Source organism: Nonomuraea sp. NPDC049378 (genome assembly GCF_055586745.1).
The window spans coordinates 55,426-73,942 of record NZ_JBVJHP010000037.1 but is presented as its reverse complement, the minus strand read 5'-3'; the positions used below and the strand labels follow the sequence as shown (position 1 = coordinate 73,942).

At 67.4% G+C, this 18,517-nt stretch carries 16 protein-coding genes and 3 pseudogenes; 18 read left to right on the top strand and 1 reads right to left on the bottom strand.

Features of this window, described 5'->3' with window-relative positions; translation table 11 throughout:
* Window positions 1-104: 104 nt before the first annotated feature.
* The 16 genes and pseudogenes from ACZ6SA_RS46680 to ACZ6SA_RS46605 form a co-directional block, all read left to right on the top strand.
* Window positions 105-410 (top strand): annotated as a pseudogene (locus tag ACZ6SA_RS46680) (SAM-dependent methyltransferase); the annotation flags it as partial.
* A gap of 350 nt (window positions 411-760) precedes the next feature.
* Window positions 761-1,669, top strand: coding sequence for a phosphotransferase family protein (locus ACZ6SA_RS46675; RefSeq protein ID WP_465835747.1), 909 nt, complete (start codon window positions 761-763; stop codon window positions 1,667-1,669).
* A gap of 203 nt (window positions 1,670-1,872) precedes the next feature.
* Entirely contained in the window at window positions 1,873-2,163 is a 291-nt protein-coding gene (locus tag ACZ6SA_RS46670; protein ID WP_465835745.1) for a hypothetical protein, read from the top strand.
* 78 nt (window positions 2,164-2,241) lie between these two features.
* The gene (locus ACZ6SA_RS46665) at window positions 2,242-2,529 is read left to right on the top strand and encodes a hypothetical protein (protein WP_465835743.1); all 288 of its coding nucleotides are present in this window, start codon (window positions 2,242-2,244) and stop codon (window positions 2,527-2,529) included.
* A gap of 72 nt (window positions 2,530-2,601) precedes the next feature.
* On the top strand, window positions 2,602-3,810 hold the full coding sequence (fxlM, locus tag ACZ6SA_RS46660) for a methyltransferase, FxLD system (protein ID WP_465835741.1): 1,209 nt from the start codon (window positions 2,602-2,604) through the stop codon (window positions 3,808-3,810).
* Between the two features lie 85 nt (window positions 3,811-3,895).
* Entirely contained in the window at window positions 3,896-4,099 is a 204-nt protein-coding gene (locus ACZ6SA_RS46655) for an FxLD family lanthipeptide (RefSeq protein ID WP_465835739.1), read from the top strand.
* Window positions 4,100-4,121: 22 nt separating this feature from the next.
* Complete coding sequence (locus ACZ6SA_RS46650; RefSeq protein WP_465835737.1) at window positions 4,122-7,262, top strand: lantibiotic dehydratase; 3,141 nt, start codon at window positions 4,122-4,124, stop codon at window positions 7,260-7,262.
* The gene (locus ACZ6SA_RS46645; RefSeq protein WP_465835735.1) at window positions 7,259-8,488 is read left to right on the top strand and encodes a lanthionine synthetase C family protein; all 1,230 of its coding nucleotides are present in this window, start codon (window positions 7,259-7,261) and stop codon (window positions 8,486-8,488) included. The genes ACZ6SA_RS46650 and ACZ6SA_RS46645 overlap by 4 nt, the downstream gene beginning before the upstream one ends.
* Window positions 8,489-8,503: 15 nt before the next feature.
* Window positions 8,504-9,448, top strand: coding sequence for a thiopeptide-type bacteriocin biosynthesis protein (locus tag ACZ6SA_RS46640; RefSeq protein WP_465835733.1), 945 nt, complete (start codon window positions 8,504-8,506; stop codon window positions 9,446-9,448).
* Complete coding sequence (locus ACZ6SA_RS46635) at window positions 9,336-10,454, top strand: hypothetical protein (protein WP_465835731.1); 1,119 nt, start codon at window positions 9,336-9,338, stop codon at window positions 10,452-10,454. Before ACZ6SA_RS46640 ends, ACZ6SA_RS46635 begins: the two co-directional genes overlap by 113 nt.
* A gap of 130 nt (window positions 10,455-10,584) precedes the next feature.
* Window positions 10,585-11,649, top strand: a pseudogene (locus tag ACZ6SA_RS46630) (IS256 family transposase); the annotation flags it as partial.
* A 127-nt stretch (window positions 11,650-11,776) separates the two neighbouring features.
* A complete protein-coding gene (locus ACZ6SA_RS46625) occupies window positions 11,777-12,874 on the top strand; it encodes a site-specific integrase (protein ID WP_465835729.1) in 1,098 nt (365 codons plus the stop codon).
* On the top strand, window positions 12,868-15,120 hold the full coding sequence (locus ACZ6SA_RS46620; protein ID WP_465835727.1) for a tyrosine-type recombinase/integrase: 2,253 nt from the start codon (window positions 12,868-12,870) through the stop codon (window positions 15,118-15,120). The genes ACZ6SA_RS46625 and ACZ6SA_RS46620 overlap by 7 nt, the downstream gene beginning before the upstream one ends.
* The gene (locus ACZ6SA_RS46615) at window positions 15,110-15,535 is read left to right on the top strand and encodes a DUF6262 family protein (protein WP_465835725.1); all 426 of its coding nucleotides are present in this window, start codon (window positions 15,110-15,112) and stop codon (window positions 15,533-15,535) included. Before ACZ6SA_RS46620 ends, ACZ6SA_RS46615 begins: the two co-directional genes overlap by 11 nt.
* A gap of 98 nt (window positions 15,536-15,633) precedes the next feature.
* Window positions 15,634-15,849: pseudogene (locus ACZ6SA_RS46610) on the top strand (IS256 family transposase); the annotation flags it as partial.
* A gap of 32 nt (window positions 15,850-15,881) precedes the next feature.
* A complete protein-coding gene (locus tag ACZ6SA_RS46605; protein WP_465835723.1) occupies window positions 15,882-16,358 on the top strand; it encodes a hypothetical protein in 477 nt (158 codons plus the stop codon).
* Window positions 16,359-16,484: 126 nt separating this feature from the next.
* Here ACZ6SA_RS46605 and ACZ6SA_RS46600 read toward each other — a convergent pair whose 3' ends face one another.
* Window positions 16,485-16,943 (bottom strand): ATP-binding protein, encoded by a 459-nt coding sequence (locus tag ACZ6SA_RS46600; protein WP_465835721.1) that lies wholly within the window; start codon window positions 16,941-16,943, stop codon window positions 16,485-16,487.
* Window positions 16,944-17,236: 293 nt separating this feature from the next.
* On the opposite strand from ACZ6SA_RS46600, the gene ACZ6SA_RS46595 reads away from it, so the two are divergent.
* Both ACZ6SA_RS46595 and ACZ6SA_RS46590 read left to right on the top strand, forming a co-directional pair.
* Window positions 17,237-18,082, top strand: coding sequence for a helix-turn-helix domain-containing protein (locus tag ACZ6SA_RS46595; RefSeq protein WP_465835719.1), 846 nt, complete (start codon window positions 17,237-17,239; stop codon window positions 18,080-18,082).
* The gene (locus tag ACZ6SA_RS46590; protein ID WP_465835717.1) at window positions 18,075-18,278 is read left to right on the top strand and encodes a DUF397 domain-containing protein; all 204 of its coding nucleotides are present in this window, start codon (window positions 18,075-18,077) and stop codon (window positions 18,276-18,278) included. Before ACZ6SA_RS46595 ends, ACZ6SA_RS46590 begins: the two co-directional genes overlap by 8 nt.
* Window positions 18,279-18,517 lie beyond the last annotated feature (239 nt).

Below are 18,517 nucleotides of genomic sequence, written 5' to 3'. Positions count from 1 at the left end.
TCATCGAACTCGACATCGCCTATCCAGGCCGCATCCGGTAAAGACCGGCCTCAAGCCATCAGAAACGATCTTTACACACCTGAAGTGACAACCTCACCGACGAGGACCGCCCGGAGAAGCTGGTGGAGGCAGTACGCGACCGGATGGCGCCGGGCAGCTATCTGATCTTGTCCCATCTGTGGGACGACCCGGACGGTGTCGCGCGGGCAGGTGCCGAAGAGTACGCGCACCGCAAGGCCAGTGCTTCGGTCGTGCCGCGGACGACGGAGCAGATCCAGCGGTTCTTCGACGGCTTCGAGCTGATCCAGCCTGGGCTGGTCTTTCTGGATCAGTGGCGGCCGACCGAAGGCATGATCAACGCGAGGGCCGATGACCGATTCTGCCTGTGCGCGGTGGGCCGGAAGCTGTGACCAGTCGCGAGGTTTCGAGCGTTTCCGGAGTACGACATGGACGTCGGCCAGACGCTGCCGTGGCCGTGCCATCCCAGCGCCCGCGCGTGATCGTCTCCTCCAGCTTCCTCCGGGAGGTGTGGTCGGGTGAACAAGCAAGACGTAGCCGGGCACGCGCCCCCGCGCGCGGGCGGCGATCCTGCACTTCTCGTATGGCTGATCCGAATGACCCTTCCGGCCACGCAGTGCCGCCCAAAGGCACAGGCGGTGGCCCATGTCGCACCCCCTGTCTCGCACCCCAGGGACGAGCCAGTTCCTCTCCCTGGGGTGCGAGACAGCCAACAGCATCTTCTCGACCCCTGGAGGTCACTGTGCGCGACCTTGCCGAACTGAACAAGCTGCCCTACGCCGTCCGCAGCCTCATCGTGCAAGCGCACACCGGAGCGATAGACCGGATTCAGCCCATCAGCACCTCCCGGCCAGGTCTCGCCCTGCACGTGCATGGCGCGCAACAGGACGTGTTCCTCAGGGCCACCCCGCTGGCCGGCCCGGACCTGCCGCTCTACAAACGGGAGCGATCAGCGAGTCTGAGCCTGCCCCTGGACGCGCCGGCGCCCCGCCTGCTGTGGACCACGGCAGCCGACGGCTGGATGCTGCTGGCCTACGAGCTCATCAACGACAACGCCGACCACGTGTACCTGTCACCGGATCCGAAAGCGGTGGACGTGCCACTCGTCCTGGACACCGTGCAGCGGCTGGGCGAGATCCTCACCCCCTGCCCGGACGAGCGCGCCCGGTCTGTGGTCGATCTGGTCACCAGCATGTGGGCGACGGCCAATCGCATGCTCAGCAAGGCCCCGACCCGGTTGCGCGGGCGGGATCTGTTCATGTCCGCGCTTCAGCGGTTCGACCTGGACGCGCTGCAGGGCGACACGCTCCTGCACGGCAACCTCAGCCCGCGGCATCTGCGCATCAAAGACCAGCTCGTCTACGCGGTGGACTGGTCGCACGCGTGTAAGGGCGCCGCCGGGATGGATCTGGTGTTCCTCGCCCCCTATTTCGTTGAGGCGGGGCACAGCGTCGAGCACACCGAAGCGCTGCTGGCGGGCATCCCCGCGTGGAAAGAACTGCCTGCCGTCCAGGTGGCCGGACTGACCGCGCTGTGGACGCTGGCCCGGCTGCACCGGGCCGAGCACGGAGACGAGGTCCGCCGCCCAGAGGAGATGCGCCTGGCCCGTGTCGGGCGCACATGGCTGGCGCACCTGCTGACCAGGCTCTGACCAGGCTCTGACCAGGAGCCGACGATGCCGGCGCGGCAACCCGTACCAGTGCGGCCCCACCCGGGAAGGCTGTGCTGTGCCGCGCCCACGTGCGGGGTGTGCCCGGTGTCGTCGTCCCCGCCGCCCCGCACCTTTGGCGCAGGCCGGAGCCTCCGCAGCGGCTCCGGCCTGCGCCACCACCACCCAAGCCCAAGGAGATACCGATGTTGGCGCGCGAAGGTGAAGCCGCCGCTGACGAGTCAGCACGCAAAGACGTCCAGGAATTGGAGCAGACCGCCCGTGGATGGTTCCACGTGGAGTACTCCCTCCACGGACGAGCGTTCGTCGCCTACTACCGGGGCCACTGCCCTCCAGGCGGCATCATGTGCCGGGCCGCCGTCCGCAGCCAGCTCCTCATGCTGATGGACCGGGTGGCGCCGCCCGGCTGGCGCATACCGGACCTTCCACTGGTGTCCGCTCGTCCGAGCTCGCACCGTTCCGTCCCGGAGAAGTAGCCAGCCATGACGAGGCGCCGTCTTCCCACGTCCGACGCAGGTGGCCAACGCGATCCAACACACGCCGCGGAATCCGCGGTGGAGCCCTCCAGCTTCGTGTGGGAGACGTACAACCCCACCGGCGGCATCCTCCGCATCAGCTGCACATCCTGCTGCGGAGCCTTCGAACTCGCCTCCGAGGGCGGCCATTTCTTCGTACTGCGCTCCACCGGCGACGGTGGCTACGAGGAGACCGGCCGCGGCCTCCACCGGCAGGCGATGGACCTCTACCGCACTCTGGCCGAGCGTCACCGCGACGAGCATCTGCGCCGCGGGGAGAGGCCGGAGCCCGACACCTTCCTCCAGGACAAGGATCAGCGCGGCTAACCGGCACTGCGAACCCGCCCACAGCCATCATCGACCAGTTACCCATCACAACCGACAAGAGGAGACCTGCCCGTGACCACCGACAACGACGTCCAGGACGCCGCCGAGCTACGTGACGCCATGGTGCGCGAACTGCGCGATCAGGGGGCCATCCGGTCCGAGGCCGTGGCGGCGGCCGTCGCCGCCGTGCCGCGTCACGTGTTCACGCCGGGCGAGACGCTGCAAACCGCCTACGCCCCGGACCACGCGCCACTCGTCAAGGCCGGCCCCAACGGCGGCAGGCATCTCAGCGTCGTCTCCGCCGCCCATCTCCAAGCCACCATGCTGGAAGCGGCCGAGATCGAACCCGGCATGCGCGTCATCGAATACGGAAGCGGCGGCTACAACGCGGCCTTGGCGGCCGAGCTCGTCGGTAACCGCGGACACGTCACCACAGTGGACATCGACCCCGACATCGTCGCGCGGGCCCGTACCTTCCTCGACGAAGCGGGCTACCACCACGTGAACGTGATGCTGGGCGATGCGGAGCAAGGCGTTCCCGGAGCCGACCCTTTCGACAGAGTGATCGGCACGGCAGGATTCTGGGACATCCCACCCGCATGGCTGGAAGAGCTCGCCGACGACGGCCGGATCGTCGTCCCGCTCAGACTCAAAGGGACGACCCGCTGGATCGTCTTCGACCGTGACAGGTCCGGCCTCGTCAGCCGCGCCTACGGGTTGTGCTCCTTCGTGCCAGTCCAGGGGGCCGGCTCCCACACCGAGCGGACCATCACGATCGACGACGGCGTGGTGGTGTGCCGCGACGACGAGAGCCTCAGCGTTGATGCCGAGGCGTTGCGCCGGGCATTGCATCTGCCGAAAATCGAACGCTGGTCCGACGCCGTGTTCGACATGCCCGACGAGCAGATGCTGTTCCTGCTCACGAACGATGCGGACATGGCGCTGCTGTATGCCGACCAGACGATCGTCGACCAGGAGCTGCTCGCACCCTCGACACTCAAGGGCGTGCCCGTCCTGATCAGCGGCGACAGCTTCGCCTATAGGGCCGCACGACCGAACGCCGACATGAGCAGCGGATACGAGAGCGGCGTCTACGCCCACGGGCCGGCGGCCGAGAACCTCGCCGCCCGCTACGTGGAGTCGCTGCGCCGGTGGGCGGACAAGCACCACCGCCGCGGCGCCGCGTCCATCCGGTACATCCCCAAGCCCTCCGACCCTCCGACCCCCTCCCCAGGAGTGGTGGCGAAGCGGCACGGGACCGTCGTCGTCACCTGGCCATAGACCGCCGGGCACCCAGGGGAGATCGGCCGATCTTCCCTGGCGAACACCGGGGAATCCCACCCACCCCAACGAAGGAGGAACCGTCATGACCACCCACGCTCCCGGAAGTGCGGCAACGCTCTCACCCTCCGAACCGGAACTCAAAGACACCGACGGCTGGGACGCCGACTGGCTCGCCGACCTGGACGTGTCCATCGTCGAGTCCGGTGTGGCCGCCGAACAACTCATCCGCATGACCGACGACGGATGCAACTCGACCTGCGGAACAGCGTGCGTCAGCTGCAAGTGAGCACCCAGATATCCGTCACCTGATGACCCGAGCGCCCGGCCGGCGCGAGTCACCGTCCGGCCGGGCCACCCTCCAGCCACGAGAGCGGATCATGTACCGATACCTCGATGCCGCCGTGTTGCGGGCCCCCGCCTGGCCGCCACACCAGCAGGTCGCGTCATGGCCCGACCTGACCAACCAGGGCGCGAACAGCGCCTCATGGAGAACCTGGCTGGCACGTACGTGGCAGATACCCGGTTTCGCGGCGGCCGTGGAGCAGGCCAGCCCGGATCTGGCACGGCGCGTACGCGAGATCTGCTCCGGAGAGCCGATCTCTGATCAGAGCTTGCGCCGTGCAGTGCTGTCCGTGATGCGTTACCTGCTGCGCGCCTCGGGCCGCGCGACACCGTTCGGCCTGTTCGCCGGGGTCGCCCCAGCTCGCATCAGCGCCGCAACGGACCTGCCCGCGGCGCGCATCGGTGACGCGCACCGTCCGACAGCCCGTGTCACAGCCGAATGGCTCGCCGCGGTCGTTCAGCAGCTGGAAGGCGAGACAGCGCTCCGGCGACGCCTGACCGTGGTCGCCAACAACCTCGCGTTCGAGCGGGACGGCCGCCTGGTGCTCGAACACCGCGCCAGCCCCGAAGCGGGTGGCGCCCCAGGGCATGTGAGCGTGCGCTCCACCGCCCCCGTACGGGTAGCGCTCCGGCTGGCGCGTGTTCCGCTCCCGGTCGCGGATCTGACGGACGGGCTGTCGGCCGCCTTCACCCGAACTCCCGAGAGCACGATCGACGCGCTCGTGGCCGAGCTGGTGGCGCAACGCCTCCTGCTCACCAGCCTGCGCCCACCCATGACGGCCTGCGATCCGCTCCGGTGCCTCCTGCGTGAGCTGGACGCGGTGAACGCGGACGAGATCGGCGAGGTGGCCGACGTCGTCAAATGTCTGCGCGATGTCGCTGACGAGCTCGACGAGCTCGACCGTGTACCCTCCGCTGCGGCGGCCGATCACCGGGCGCGTGCTGTGGCCGCGATGGCAGCCATCCATCGCACCAAGCGCCCGCCGCTCGCGGTCGATCTGCTCCTGGACGCGCAGGTGACAGTCCCAGCCGCCGTGGCGGCAGAGGCCGCCACGGCGGCGACCGCGCTCGTCCGCCTAGCCCTCCGCCCTGCCCTCAACACGGGCTGGATGACCTGGCATCAACGGTTCCTGGACCGCTACGGGCTGCGCGCCCTGGTCCCACTCCGAGACGTGGTCGACGCCACCATCGGGCTCGGCTACCCGGCCGGTTACGACGACGGCGACCGCGTACCCGAGGAGGCGTTGACGGACGGCGACCGCAAGCTGCTGGCGCTGGCGCACAACGCCGCGATGCGCCGCCAGCACGAGATCCTGCTCGATGACACCATGATTGCCGACCTCGGCGGGGTGGCCCCCGACGCGCCGGTTCAACCCTCCTCGGACCTGACCATGCGGATCGACGCACCCAGCCCCACCGCGTTGGCCGAGGGCCGGTTCACGCTCACCATCGTCGGGGCGTCACGCGCCGCGGGAACCATCACCGGCCGGTTCCTCGACATGTTCGATGACGAGCATCGGCAGCGGATGAGCACCCTGTACGCGGGCGTGCCCACGAGCACCCGGGACGCGCTCGCCGTCCAGGTGTCGGCGCCCGCCCCGTACATCGGCACCGACAACGTCGCCCGCGCCCCCCGAGTGCTGCCGCAGGTGTTACCGGTCGGCGACCATCCCGGCGGCGCGCACGTGCTCGCGCTGGATGACCTCGCTGTCACCGCCGACCTGCACGGCATCTACCTGGTGTCACTGTCGCGTCGCCGCACCGTCGAGCCGGTGATTCTCAACGCGGTCAACCTGATCCAGCACACGCACCCGCTGGTGCGGTTCATCCTCGAAGCGCCACACGCCCTCCAGGCCCCGTGCACAGGCTTCGATTGGGGCCCCGCATCCGCGCTGCCGTTCGTCCCCGCGCTGCGCTACCGGCGCACGATCATCTCCCCCGCCCGGTGGCGGCTCACCGCAGCCGACCTGCCCGCGCCTTCGGCCGACTGGAGAGAATGGGACAACGCCTTGACCGCCTGGCGGGAGATGGTGGCGCTGCCGGAAACGGTCAGTCTCGGGGGCGGCGACCAGCATCTGCAGCTCGACCTCTGCGAGCCTGCGCACCGCGCCCTGTTGCGCGCCCAGGTCGACCGCACCGGCACGGCGGTGCTGCGCGTCGCCCCCGACGCGAACGCGGCAGGGTGGATCGGCGGGCGCGCCCACGAGGTCGTGATCCCTCTCGCCGCGACCGGCCAGCCTGCCGAACCGCCCCGGCTCCCGAACGAGGTGACCTTCCGCGACCACGGTCTCCTACCGGGTCAGAATGGGCGGCTGTCGCTCAAGCTGTACTGCCACCCCGACCGGCACGACGCCATCCTCATCCGCCACCTTCCACGCCTGGTGGAAACGCTCAGCAGCGAAGCGCGGTGGTGGTTCCTGCGCTACCACGACCCCGACCACCATCTCCGTATCCGCCTCGCCGTGCCTGACCACACGTCCGCCGACGCTGCTGCCGAGGTCACCGCGTGGAGCGCGCAGGTGCGCCAGGCCGGGCTGACGTCGCGCGTGCAGTGGGACACCTACTTCCCGGAGACCGCCCGCTTCGGCGGCGACTCCGCCATGGACGCGGCCGAGGCCTACTTCGCCGCCGACTCGGCCACTGTCGTCGCCCAACTGACCGCGATCATTGCTCCGAAAGGGCCCCACCTGCACGCCCTGACCGCCGCCAGCCTGCTCGACATCGCCTCCGCCTTCCTCGGCGACCACGTCACGGCGATGCGATGGCTGATCAGCCATGCCCTAGCCGACACTTCCGCGCCCGACCGCGCTATCTACGACCAGGCCGTACGCCTGGCCCGACCCGACGATCACGGGGCCCTGGCCGCCTGTCTGGAAGGCGAGCAGATCGTCTCCTGGTGGGCGCGCCGCCGGAAGGCACTCGCCTCCTACCGCCGCGCACTCGAGGAGGCGGGCACGATTCCCCCGGCTGCCGTGCTGCCCGATCTGCTGCACCTGCACCACGTCCGCATGACCGGCACGTCGGCGGCCAGCGAGCGGGCGTGCCTGCACCTGGCCCGCGCCGCCGCCTTGAGCTGGACCGCACGTCCCAAGAGGAGCAGGTCATGAACGAGTCACACGGAAACGCTCTGGCCGTAGCCGATGCCATTGCCACGTCGCTGGCCGATCCGCGGCCGTGGGCCGCCCAGCCACCAGGCGACGGCCTGGTCTGGCCGCAGTCGTTGTGGGCGGGAGCGGCGGGGATCGCGCTGCTGCACATCGAGCGTGCCCGCTCCGGGCACGGTGACCCGGAGATCGCGCACGCCTGGCTGGAAGTGGCCGCCTCCGGCGCGTTGACGAAGGCGGCGAACGCGAACCTGTTCTTCGGCGCTCCCGCGCTGGCCTTCACCATGTACGCGGCCGCAGGCGCCACAGGCCGCTACCAGCGAGCGCTGGAGCGCCTGGACGACGCGGTCACGTCGATAACCCGCGCCCGCCTGACCTCAGCGCACACACGCATCGCCCGCGGCGAGCAACCCGAAATGAAGGAGTTCGACCTGGTTCGCGGACTGGCTGGCCTGGGCGCCTACCACCTCAGCCGCCATCCGGACCATCCGCTCACAGCCGACGTGCTGTCCTACCTGGTGCGCCTGACCGAGCCGCTGCACGCAGGCGGCGAGTTGCCCCCATGGTGGACGACCGTCGCACCCGATGGGGAGCCCAGCTCGGACTACCCACACGGGCATGGCAACCTGGGCATGTCCCACGGCATCTGCTCGGCGCTGGCTCTGCTGTCCCTGGCTGTGATCCGCAACGTCGGCGTGGCCGGCGCGAAAGAGGCGATCGAACGCATCTGCGTCTGGACCGACACTTGGCGACAGCAGGACAACGCAGCCGCGTGGTGGCCCGGTGTGATCACCATCGAGCAGGTACGCGAGCAACGCACCGACCCCTTGCAGCGCCCCCGGCCGTCGTGGTGCTACGGGATCAGCGGCACGGCTCGCGCCCACCAGCTGGCCGGCCTGGCACTCGCCGACGAGAGACGGCAGAAGGCCGCCGAAGAGGCGTTGCTCGCCACCCTGCGCGATCCCGCCCAACTTGATCGCCTCCCGGAGATCGGCCTGTGCCATGGCACGGCTGGGCTGCTCCACTCCGCTTGGCGGATGGCCTCTGACGCCCGCACTCCCCAGCTCGGCGACGAGCTCCCGCACGTAGCCGCTCGGCTCGCCGCGCAACTCGCCCGCCCCGCAACGCTGGAACTTCTCGACGGCGCCGCCGGGGCCGCGCTCGCGCTGCACTCCTTCGCCACCGGCGCCGTGGTGTCGGGCTGGGACACCTTCCTGCTCTTGGGCTGACTTGGAGTCAACCGCATGGATGCTCGCCCGTGGCGGCAGGTCAACGTCGCCTTCCACGACTGGGCTCAAGCCGAACACACCGCCGTGACCCATCTCGCCCCGCTGTTGGCTGGGGCCGAGGACGAACGACTTATCACCGCATGGTTCTTCATGCGCAAAACGCCCTGCTGGCGCATCCGCTACGTCCCTGGCTGCGACCGAACGCAGGCACACCTTCAGGGCCAGCTGGACGACCTCATCCGGCAAGGCCACATCGACACCGCGACCGAGGTCATCTACGAAGCCGAAGCACACGCCTTCGGCGGCGCCGACGCCATGACGTGCGCCCATGACCTGTTCCACCTCGACAGCCGGCACCTGCTCACCTACTTCGCCGATTGGCCAGACGTCGAGCACCGCCGCGAACTGTCGATCCTGCTGTGCACCACCTTGCTGCGCTCAGCGGGGCTGGACTGGTACGAACAGGGGGACGTGTGGGCGCGGGTAGCCGACCACCGCGACCTCCCCGGCCCGATCTCCCTAGAGCGGCGGCAGGCGTTGGAGGTCGACCTGCGGCGGCTGATGACCGTGGACATCAAGCATCTGATGCGTAGCGGGGCACCCCTCGCCTTCGCCGCCCAGTGGTCAGCCGCTTTCGACACAACCGGCTGTGAACTGGCTGCCCTGGCCGCCAAAGGGCTACTACAGCGCGGCCTGCGTGCCGTCCTCGCTCACCACATCATCTTCGCGTGGAACCGGCTCGGCATGCCCTACGCCAGCCAGGCAGTACTAGCCCACACCGCCAAAGACGTCGTCTTCGGACGCGACCCCGAAGCCACCGAGTCCGAGGACTCAAGGAGTAGAAATCATGACCCCCTCGCTGCAGCAGGCCGCGCAACGCTTCCCCCTGATCGCGCGACCCCGCCCGGCGTGCCTGCCCCTCAGGACACGCATCGCCGAACTACGCAACCTCAGCGATGAGGCCGCCCGCGGCACGGAGGCCGGCCACCTCACCCTCACTGCCGAGACGCTGAACAAGTCGGCGCTGATCGCCAGCGACTGCGGCGTCTCCGCTCTGGCCCGTTCCCTGTGCTGGCGACACTTCTCCGCCTACCTGCCCGCCTGGCCACTGGACGCCTCCCGGGCACGCTCGGCTCTGGAGCCGCTCATCAACCTCGCCCGGCTGGCCATCCGCGAGCACGATGGCCCCCGCGGCTATCTCCTGCTGCACGACCTCTTCCACGCCGTCAGCAGCGCGGGCACCGCCGACATCGACGGCCGCCATATCCCGTTTGGCGGCCTTACCCGAACCGACGCCGAGCTCCACACGGTTCGCACGTGGCTGTGGGGTGTCTTTTTGAACGAGGGCATCCGGGCGCTCATCAGCGCGGGCCAGTGGGACCAGGCGGTCGCCCACGCACAGCGATACCGCGGCATCGGCCGAAGGCTCCTGGACGGCCGGCAGGCCACCATCATCGCTCACTGCCTCGCCGGAGACACCGACACCGCCCTGAGGCTTGTCGCAGACAGCGCCCCCGAGCAGCCGTGGGAACACGCGATCGCAGGGTGCCTGGACGCGCTATGTAACCGTGCGTCCGGACGCTCGCCCGGCGAAACGCTCGCCGCAGTTCGACGCCGTTATTTGGAACTCGACCGGGCGCCGGGGCTGCTGGTCTTCCGAACGCGCCTCGGCCTGACCCTTTTCGATCTGGCCGCCGATATCGATGGGCCTTCGGCCGACCACTTGTTCTCCCCCCTGATCGGCAACGTCTTCGCCTCTGGGGACGGATACGCCGCTCGGGAAGTCCTCGCACACGCTGGGCACCCGGCGTTGCCCTCCGTCGCTGAGGAGGCACTGATCGCCGCCGTGCACGCCGCCGGGCTCGGGGCTGGGACGATCCCTGACCCGGCGATGGCCGATCTACTCGCTGCCGTGGAACGGTGCGAGAAGGCACTAGGACAGAGCCTCCCCGCATCCCGTCCGTAGCCGTTGCCCACGAGGGGACCGAGCAATGCTTAGGACCTGTGGATCGGTCGGGAAGGGGTGTACCTTCCCGATGATCATGTGAATCCTCAAGCATGACCGACGCGCCAACGTCGGTCGGGAAGGCACACCCGTGCTCACCGTAGTCCCTGACCCCGCCGACGGCGACCGCGCCGCGGCCACCTCCTCCCCGTCTCCCACGTTGATCGATGAGATCGTCCGCGAAGGCGCCCGCCGGATGCTCGCCGAGGCACTCAAAGCCGAGGTCGACGCCTACATCGGGCAGTTCGCCGACGAGCGTGACGAACGCGGTCGCCGCCTGGTGGTGCGCAACGGTCACCATGAGCCCCGGCAGGTGCTCACCAGCGCGGGTGCCATCGAGGTCCGCGCCCCGCGCGTCAACGACAAACGCATCGACCTGGCCACGGGCGAGCGCCGGCGCTTCTCCTCGTCGATCCTGCCGCCCTGGGCACGCAAGAGCCCGGCCATCACCGAGGTGCTGCCGCTGCTCTACATGCACGGCCTGTCCTCCGGCGACTTCGTGCCCGCCCTGGGCCAGTTCCTCGGCTCCACCAACGGCCTGTCGGCACCGGTCATCACCAAGCTCACCGAGCAGTGGAAGGCCGAGCAGCGAGCGTTCGCCGAACGGGACCTGTCCGGCGTCGACTACGTCTATCTGTGGGCCGATGGCATTCACGTCAACATCCGCCTGGAGGAGCACAAGCTCTGCCTGCTGGTGCTGATCGGGGTGCGCGCCGACGGCCACAAGGAATTGATTGCGCTGACCGATGGCTACCGGGAGTCGGCCGAGTCGTGGGCTGATTTGCTGCGCGACTGCGCCCGGCGCGGCATGCGCTCACCAGTGCTCGCCATCGGCGACGGCGCGCTGGGGTTCTGGTCGGCGCTAAGGGAGGTGTTCCCGGTCACCAGAGCCCAGAGATGCTGGTTTCACAAGATCTCAAACGTGCTCGGGGCACTGCCGAAGTCTGCACACCCCGGAGCGAAGAAGGCGTTGGGCGAGATCTGGAATGCCGAGAACAAGGATCGGGCGCTGGCCGCGGTGGCCGCGTTCGAGACGGCCTACGGTGCCAAGTTTCTTAAGGCCGTGGCCAAGATCACCGACGATGTCGAGGAACTCCTGGCCTTCTACGACTATCCGGCCGAGCACTGGCGGCACCTGCGCACCACCAACCCGATCGTTATCCTGAGCGCTCCTCAATGTGTCTGTCATGTCCAGCATGGTCGGGTGAGGGCCGGTTCTGAGTGTCATGGATGTGGTTATCTACCGCCGTCCACAACACAGAGGGGCTGGAGGAACAGTGCTGGTGCAACGGGTGGTCTTACCCGCCTCAGGGCGGGAGTCGTGGACCGTACTCGGAGACGACGACGTACCGGTCGCCCCGATCGAGCGCTATCTGGCCTTTCTCAGCGACATCGAACGGTCGCCGAACACCGTCAAGGCGTATGCGCATGATCTGAAGGACTGGTTCGTCTTTCTCCAGGCACGCGCCCTGGACTGGCGCGAAGTGCGGCTGGAGGACGTAGGCGAGTTCGTTGCCTGGCTACGGCTCCCTCCGGAGGGCCGGACGGGTCAGGTCGCGGTGCTGCCCTCGGTGCGAGCGCAGTGCACCGAAGCGACGATCAACCGGAAGTTGTCGGCACTGTCGGCGTTCTACCAGCATGCCGCTCGTGGTGGCGTGGATCTGGGCGACCTGCTGGTGTCCTGGCAGCCCGGACGACGCAGCTCGTGGAAGCCGTTTCTGCACCACGTCAGCAAGTCAATGCCTGCTCCCCGTCGCGCTATCTCGTTGAAGGCCGAGCGCAAACTGCCTCGGGTGCTGACCGTCTCCGAGGTGCAGCAGATCCTGGATACCTGCGACCGCCTGCGGGATCGGCTGCTGTTCGCCCTGCTCTACGACACCGGGATGCGCATCGGCGAGGCGCTCGGACTACGTCATGAGGACATCGCCGCGGCCGCCAAGACGGTGACCATCCGCCCCCGTCTGAACACCAACGGCGCGCGCACCAAGTCGGCCACCGGGCGAACGATCCCGATCAGTCCCGAACTCGTGCGACTGCTGGCGGATTACCTGCATGACGAGTACGGCGACCTGGACTCCGACTACGTCTTCGTCAACCTCTGGAGCCGCCCGCACGGCCAAGCACTCACCTACGCCGCCGTCTACGATCTGGTACGGCGACTGCGCCGACGCACCGGTATCGACTTCGACCCGCACTGGTGGCGGCATACTTACGCGACCCGGCTGCTGCGCGATGGGGTCCCCGTCGAGGTGGTCAGCACCTTACTCGGGCACGCCTCGGTGGCCACCACGCTCACCGTCTATGGGCATCTGAGCGTGGAGGATGCCCGCCGCATCTTGCAGGACGCCGGCTGGTTCACCGGCAGGGAGGTGGCGTGGTGACCATCGTCCCTCACCGTCGTCCGGTCCCCGACAACCTTCGCAGTCGTCTGCTGGCGATGGTGCGTCCCGAGTTCCGCCGCGAGGTGCTGGTCTTCGACGCCGAGGACCCGGTGTTCGGCACCGGCGCGTGCCGCGTGGCGGGCTGCCGCCGCCATATCCGTGGCCATGGCCTCTGCGCGGGACACCACCTGCGCTGGAAAAAGGCCGGCCGACCCGACCTCGAGCAGTTCGCCGCCACCACCGATCCGCGCTGGATGCTCCAGCGCCCCAACCTTGCCTGCGCCTTTCCTGGATGCAACTACGGCACCGCCCGCCAAGGTCTGTGTCAGCTCCATGCCCTGCGGTGGGAACGGGCCGGGCGCCCCAACCGGGAGGGCTGGCTGGCCATTTCGCAGAACTTTCCCCGCCCGCCGGAGGGCGCATCGTGCCTGATCGCGCACTGCACCTTGTGGCCGACGACCAACTTTGTGTTCTGCCGCTCCCACGCCAACACCTGGAAGGTGAACGGACGCCCCGACCCCGACGCGTTCGCCACGCGGTTCTCGGCCATCGACATCCCCGCCGACCAGGTCATCAACCTGACCGAGCTTAGTGAGCAGCTGCGGCTGGAGATGCAGTACGCGCTGCAGTGCCGGGCCGATGAGCGCACCTCCAAAACGCCGCCGACCGTGGTGATGCAGGTGGTCCGCTTCCTGACCACGGTCGGCGAGTCTTCGCTGCTACAGGCCAGCGAAATCGAGTGGCGCGGCCGGATCGGCCGCCCAGCACCGAAGGACTCCAACCCCCGGGCACTACTGGCCTACGCCCACCGAGCCCTGTCCGATCTGGTCGACGGCGGCGGCTGGGAAACCGTATTTGATCGTGACCAGTGGCAGCTTCGCCGTCTGGGGTTCACCGACAGCAACCGCACCCTGTCCTTCGAGGAGATCCCCCAGCCGCAGTTCAAGCTGCTCGCCAAGCGGTGGGCCCGCTGGCGGCTGACCTGCGGCCTGTCCTATGAGGCCGTCCGCCGTGCTGTCGCGGCGCTCATCCGCTTCGCGACCTTCCTCCACCAGCACACCCATATCCAGGTCCTGGCCCAGCTCGACCGCGCCGTCTTGGAGCGCTACCTGGCCGACCTGCACACCCACTACGCCGATAACCCGCAACGGCAGGGCAGCCACATCGGCCTGCTCGGCAGCTTCTTCCACGCCGTGCGCCAGCATCAGTGGGACACCGGCCTGCCCACGAACGTCGTGTTCTTCCCCGAGGACTATCCCAAGCGCAGTGAGCGGCTTCCCCGGGCCTTGGCCGAACACGTCATGGCCCAGGTCGAACACCCCGACAACCTGGCCCGGTTCGGCGATGACGCCTATCAGCTGGTCACCCTCCTGCTGATCCGCTGCGGATTACGGGTGAGCGACGCCCTCAAGCTCGCTTTCGACTGCCTGGTCAGCGATGCTGATGGCGCTCCCTACCTGCGCTATGTGAACCACAAGATGAAACGCGAGGCGCTGGTCCCCATCGATGAGCAGCTCGTTACTCTCATCGGTGAGCAGCAACAGCAGGTCCGCAGGCGCTGGCCGACCGGCTGCCGCCTGCTGTTCCCCCGGCCCACCAAGAACATCGACGGCCGGTTGCCGCTGTCGTCTTCCACTTACCGCCTGGCCCTCTACCGCTGGCTCCAGCACTGTCAGGTCCGCGACGAGCACGGCCAGCCCGTGCACTTCACTCCGCACCAATGGCGCCACACCCTGGGCACCCGAATGATCAACAGGGACGTTCCGCAGGAAGTCGTCCGCCGTATTCTCGACCACGACTCGCCCCAGATGACCGCCCACTACGCGCGCCTGCACGACACCACCGTCCGGGACCACTGGGAGAAAGCACGAAAAGTCGACATCCACGGCCAAGCGGTTCGTCTCGACCCCAGCGGGCCGTTGGCCGAGGCCGCCTGGGCCAAGCATCGCCTCTCTCGCACCACACAGGCTCTGCCCAACGGCTACTGTCAGCTACCCGTCCAGCAAAGCTGCCCGCACGCGAACGCCTGCCTGACCTGCCCGATGTTCGTCACCACCCCCGACTTCCTCGACCAGCACCACCGTCACCGGACCGATGTCCTGCAGATCATCTCCGCCGCCGAAGCCCGCGGCCAGCAGCGGCTCGTCGAGATGAACCGACAGGTCCTCACCAACCTCGACACCATCATCGCCGGCCTCGCCGCCCCCGAAGATGCCTCCTGCGAAGGCACCGCCCATGCCAGCTGACAACCTCCATCACCTGGTGCTCGCCGCGCGACGCCGTCATGAGCTGACCCGCGCCAAGGCCATCCAGGCCTTGCGCGAACTCGAGGTCGCAGGGACCCCGATCACCTTCGACAGCGTGGCCCGCCACGGCCAGATCTCCCGCTCATGGCTCTACACCCAGCCCGACCTGCGCACCGAGATCCAACGACTTCGGGACACAACCCGCCGACGCTCCGACGCACCTTCCATCCCCGCCAGTCAGCGCGCCTCCGACGACTCTCTCCGACGTCGGTTGGAGATCGCCTATCAACGCAACCGCGAACTTGCCGAGGAGAACAAGCGCCTGCGGCGACAACTTGCCCGCGCTCTCGGCGACCAACGCGCCCAGCAACCGCCTGCAGGACATCGCGATACAGCAACGATCGACCCGCGCTGATCGCTAGCACAGCACCCTGCAGAACCACGTCAATGACACTGTCCGAGACATAATCCTGCAGGTCAACATCATGATCAAAGCGAGCGCTCAAGATAACGATCGAGTCCACCTTCGCCACCGTCCGGCATCGCACCAGGGTCACCAAAGGCCCAGGCTCCCGCGCCGCCGGCCTGGCGATGGCCTTCAAGCTGATCGAGTCCGCTCAAACCCGCTGGCGCGCGATCAATGGCGCTCACCTGGTCGCTCTGGTTCGTGCCGGTGCGACCTTCATCGAAGGCCAACTCGTCGAACGCCCAGAGAAGGCAGTGGCATAGCCTCAAGACTTGACCAGGCTGGAGTACTCACCATGAACCTCGTTCCGCTGCGCTTGGAGCGCACCACCGATCGTGATGTCCACAACGATCTAATCCTGCGACTGGGCGTCTATCGGCATGTCTGCGATTCGTACTACTTAGCCATCGACGACTCCGCACAGGCAGGTCAGAACGTCGCGGATAGCCTGGTGCGGCTCCTCGACCAGTGGGGTGAGCACCTCCAGCGACTGCGGCTCACTGGAGACACCATCTTTTTGCCCTTCGATTTCTCGGACCAGTGCACGGCCTGGTTGCGCGTCTCGTCGCCGGACGGTGGCCAAGCCACCGTTGAGGCAGGCTGGAGCAGCATCGAGGGATGGAGCTTCTACCCCTCTGAGTTCACTGAGACGGCGGCGAGGGTCCATGACTTCAAACCCGTCGTCAATGCTTCCGTGGAGTGCGATCTTGGCGATCTCATCGCAGCAGTCACGCAGAACCGGGAGTCGCTCGCCCTCCACACGAATAGTTGATCCACAGGTCTTGACGATTGCTCAGGGGACCCGAACGTCAGCTATGACCGTAATAAGACGCGCATCGCCCTCCCCCTCCATCTTCGCCAGGAGACCTTGGCCCCGGTGTCCTCCTCTTCCGGGGGTTCATGGCAGCAGCTCATCCATGTACGACGACATGTCCGCCGGCCCGATCGGCGCGTCCTCCGTCGTGGGCACGTCGGCCCACACGGTCTTCCATCCGCGAGCATCCAGGCGTACGCCCCACTGCTGCGCCAGTTGTTCGACGAGACGCAGGCCCCGTCCATGACAATCGCCATCATCGGGATTACGAGGGCGAGGAAGGGTTGTGCCCCCTTCATCGGTCACCTCGATACGGGCCAGGCCCTCGCCGATCGCGATCACATCGGCGGTGACCAGACCTCCGGGCCATCCCGACCGGCTGTGGACCACCGCGTTCGTCACCAACTCGCTCGTCACGAGCCGGGCGCCGTCGATGCTCTTGTGTTGCGCGGTTGTCAGCGCGTCTCCCACGAAACGCCGGAGCAGCGGCACTGAACGGGCCATCCCCGGCAGCACCATTTCGCCGAGGAATTCGCCATTCACCGGACCGACCGGGTACGCGCGACCGGCCCGGCTGAATAGCTGTACTGTTGTTCTCGATATACCCCGAATGTCCATTTTGTTTCCACGGCCCGACCTTTCGTCTGCGGGGCTGTGCAACCTTGCGCCCGGACACGTCGCGTCAATCGCTGCACCATGTAGACGCACAGGTAACCGTTGATTACGCAAAGTCATCATGCAGTTACACTGTTCATCCTGTCAATGCACAGTGCAGATTCGGAGTGATTCAAGCAATGAGATAGTGATGTCGATTGACGGTCTGGCACACTGCCCCCATGCCACCGCCCCACAGCCCTACCGTGAGACTCCGACGTCTCGCGCGCGAACTACGCAAAACGCGCGAAGAAAGAGGATTGACGCCCGAAGCTGCCGCCGCCCAACTCGGATGGAGCCGCAGCAAGGTCAGTCGCATCGAAACAGGCCGGACGATGGCAAGCCCCAAAGATGTCGCCTCCGTCTGCGACCTCTACGGCGTAGGGTTCGACGTCCGAGCCGGACTGATCCAACTGGCGAAGGACGTCCGGCAACGCGGCTGGTGGACGGCCTACGCCGACGTCTTCACTGGTTCCTACATCGGCCTCGAAGACGAGGCCCAGCTGATCCGCCAGTGGGAAGCACAACTCGTCCCCGGACTCCTCCAGACGGAGGACTACGCCCGAACGGTGATCAGCACTCTTCGCCCCGGCGATGACGTGCAACGCCGGGTCATGGCCCGCATGGCGCGGCGCACCCTGCTCAGCAGACCCGACGCCCCCGAACTGTGCGCGGTACTCGACGAAGCCGTCCTACGCCGCCCGGTCGGCGGCCCGCAAGTGATGTACGAGCAACTCGAAGCACTCCTGATCGCCAGCCGGCGCCCCAACGTCACGATCCACGTCCTCCCTTACGAAGCAGGGGCCCACGCCGGACTGGAAGGAGCCTTCACCCTGCTCAGCTTCGCCGAGGAGATCGACCCCGACGTGGCCTACGTGGAGGGCACGGCCGGCGACATATACGTCGAAAGCACAGAGCAGGTCGACCGCTGTAAGCTCATCTTCGAACGCATCCAAAAGGCCGCACTGCCCTCAGACGACTCCCTCCAGATGATCAACGAGATCAAGGAAGCCCTCTGCCATGGTTGATCTTTCGCAGGCTATCTGGGTCAAGAGCAGCCGCAGCGGCGGCGGAAACAATTGCGTCGAAGTAGCATGCAACCTCCCCGGCATCATCGCCGTCCGAGACAGCAAGAACCCACATGGGCCAGCGCTAATTTTTACGGACTCCGAGTGGGCAGCTTTCCTGGCAGGGGTGAAAGACGGAGAGTTCGATCGCGCCTAACGCGCTGGCGCTACGCGCAACGTTTAGCTTCGACACCTGTAACGTGCTTTGGGTTCCGGCGTGCCCAAAAACATGGAGACGCCAGCCCGACTATGAAAACGCAGCCGAAGCGCATATCCTACGATCTAAAGCAGATAGCGGTTGGCGGCCAGTGGCTCCTGGACGACAACCGGATGCGAATTTCGCAGGTTCTTCGGGTTGTAGGCATAACTCGTTGGGCGCGACCGACTCGGAACTCT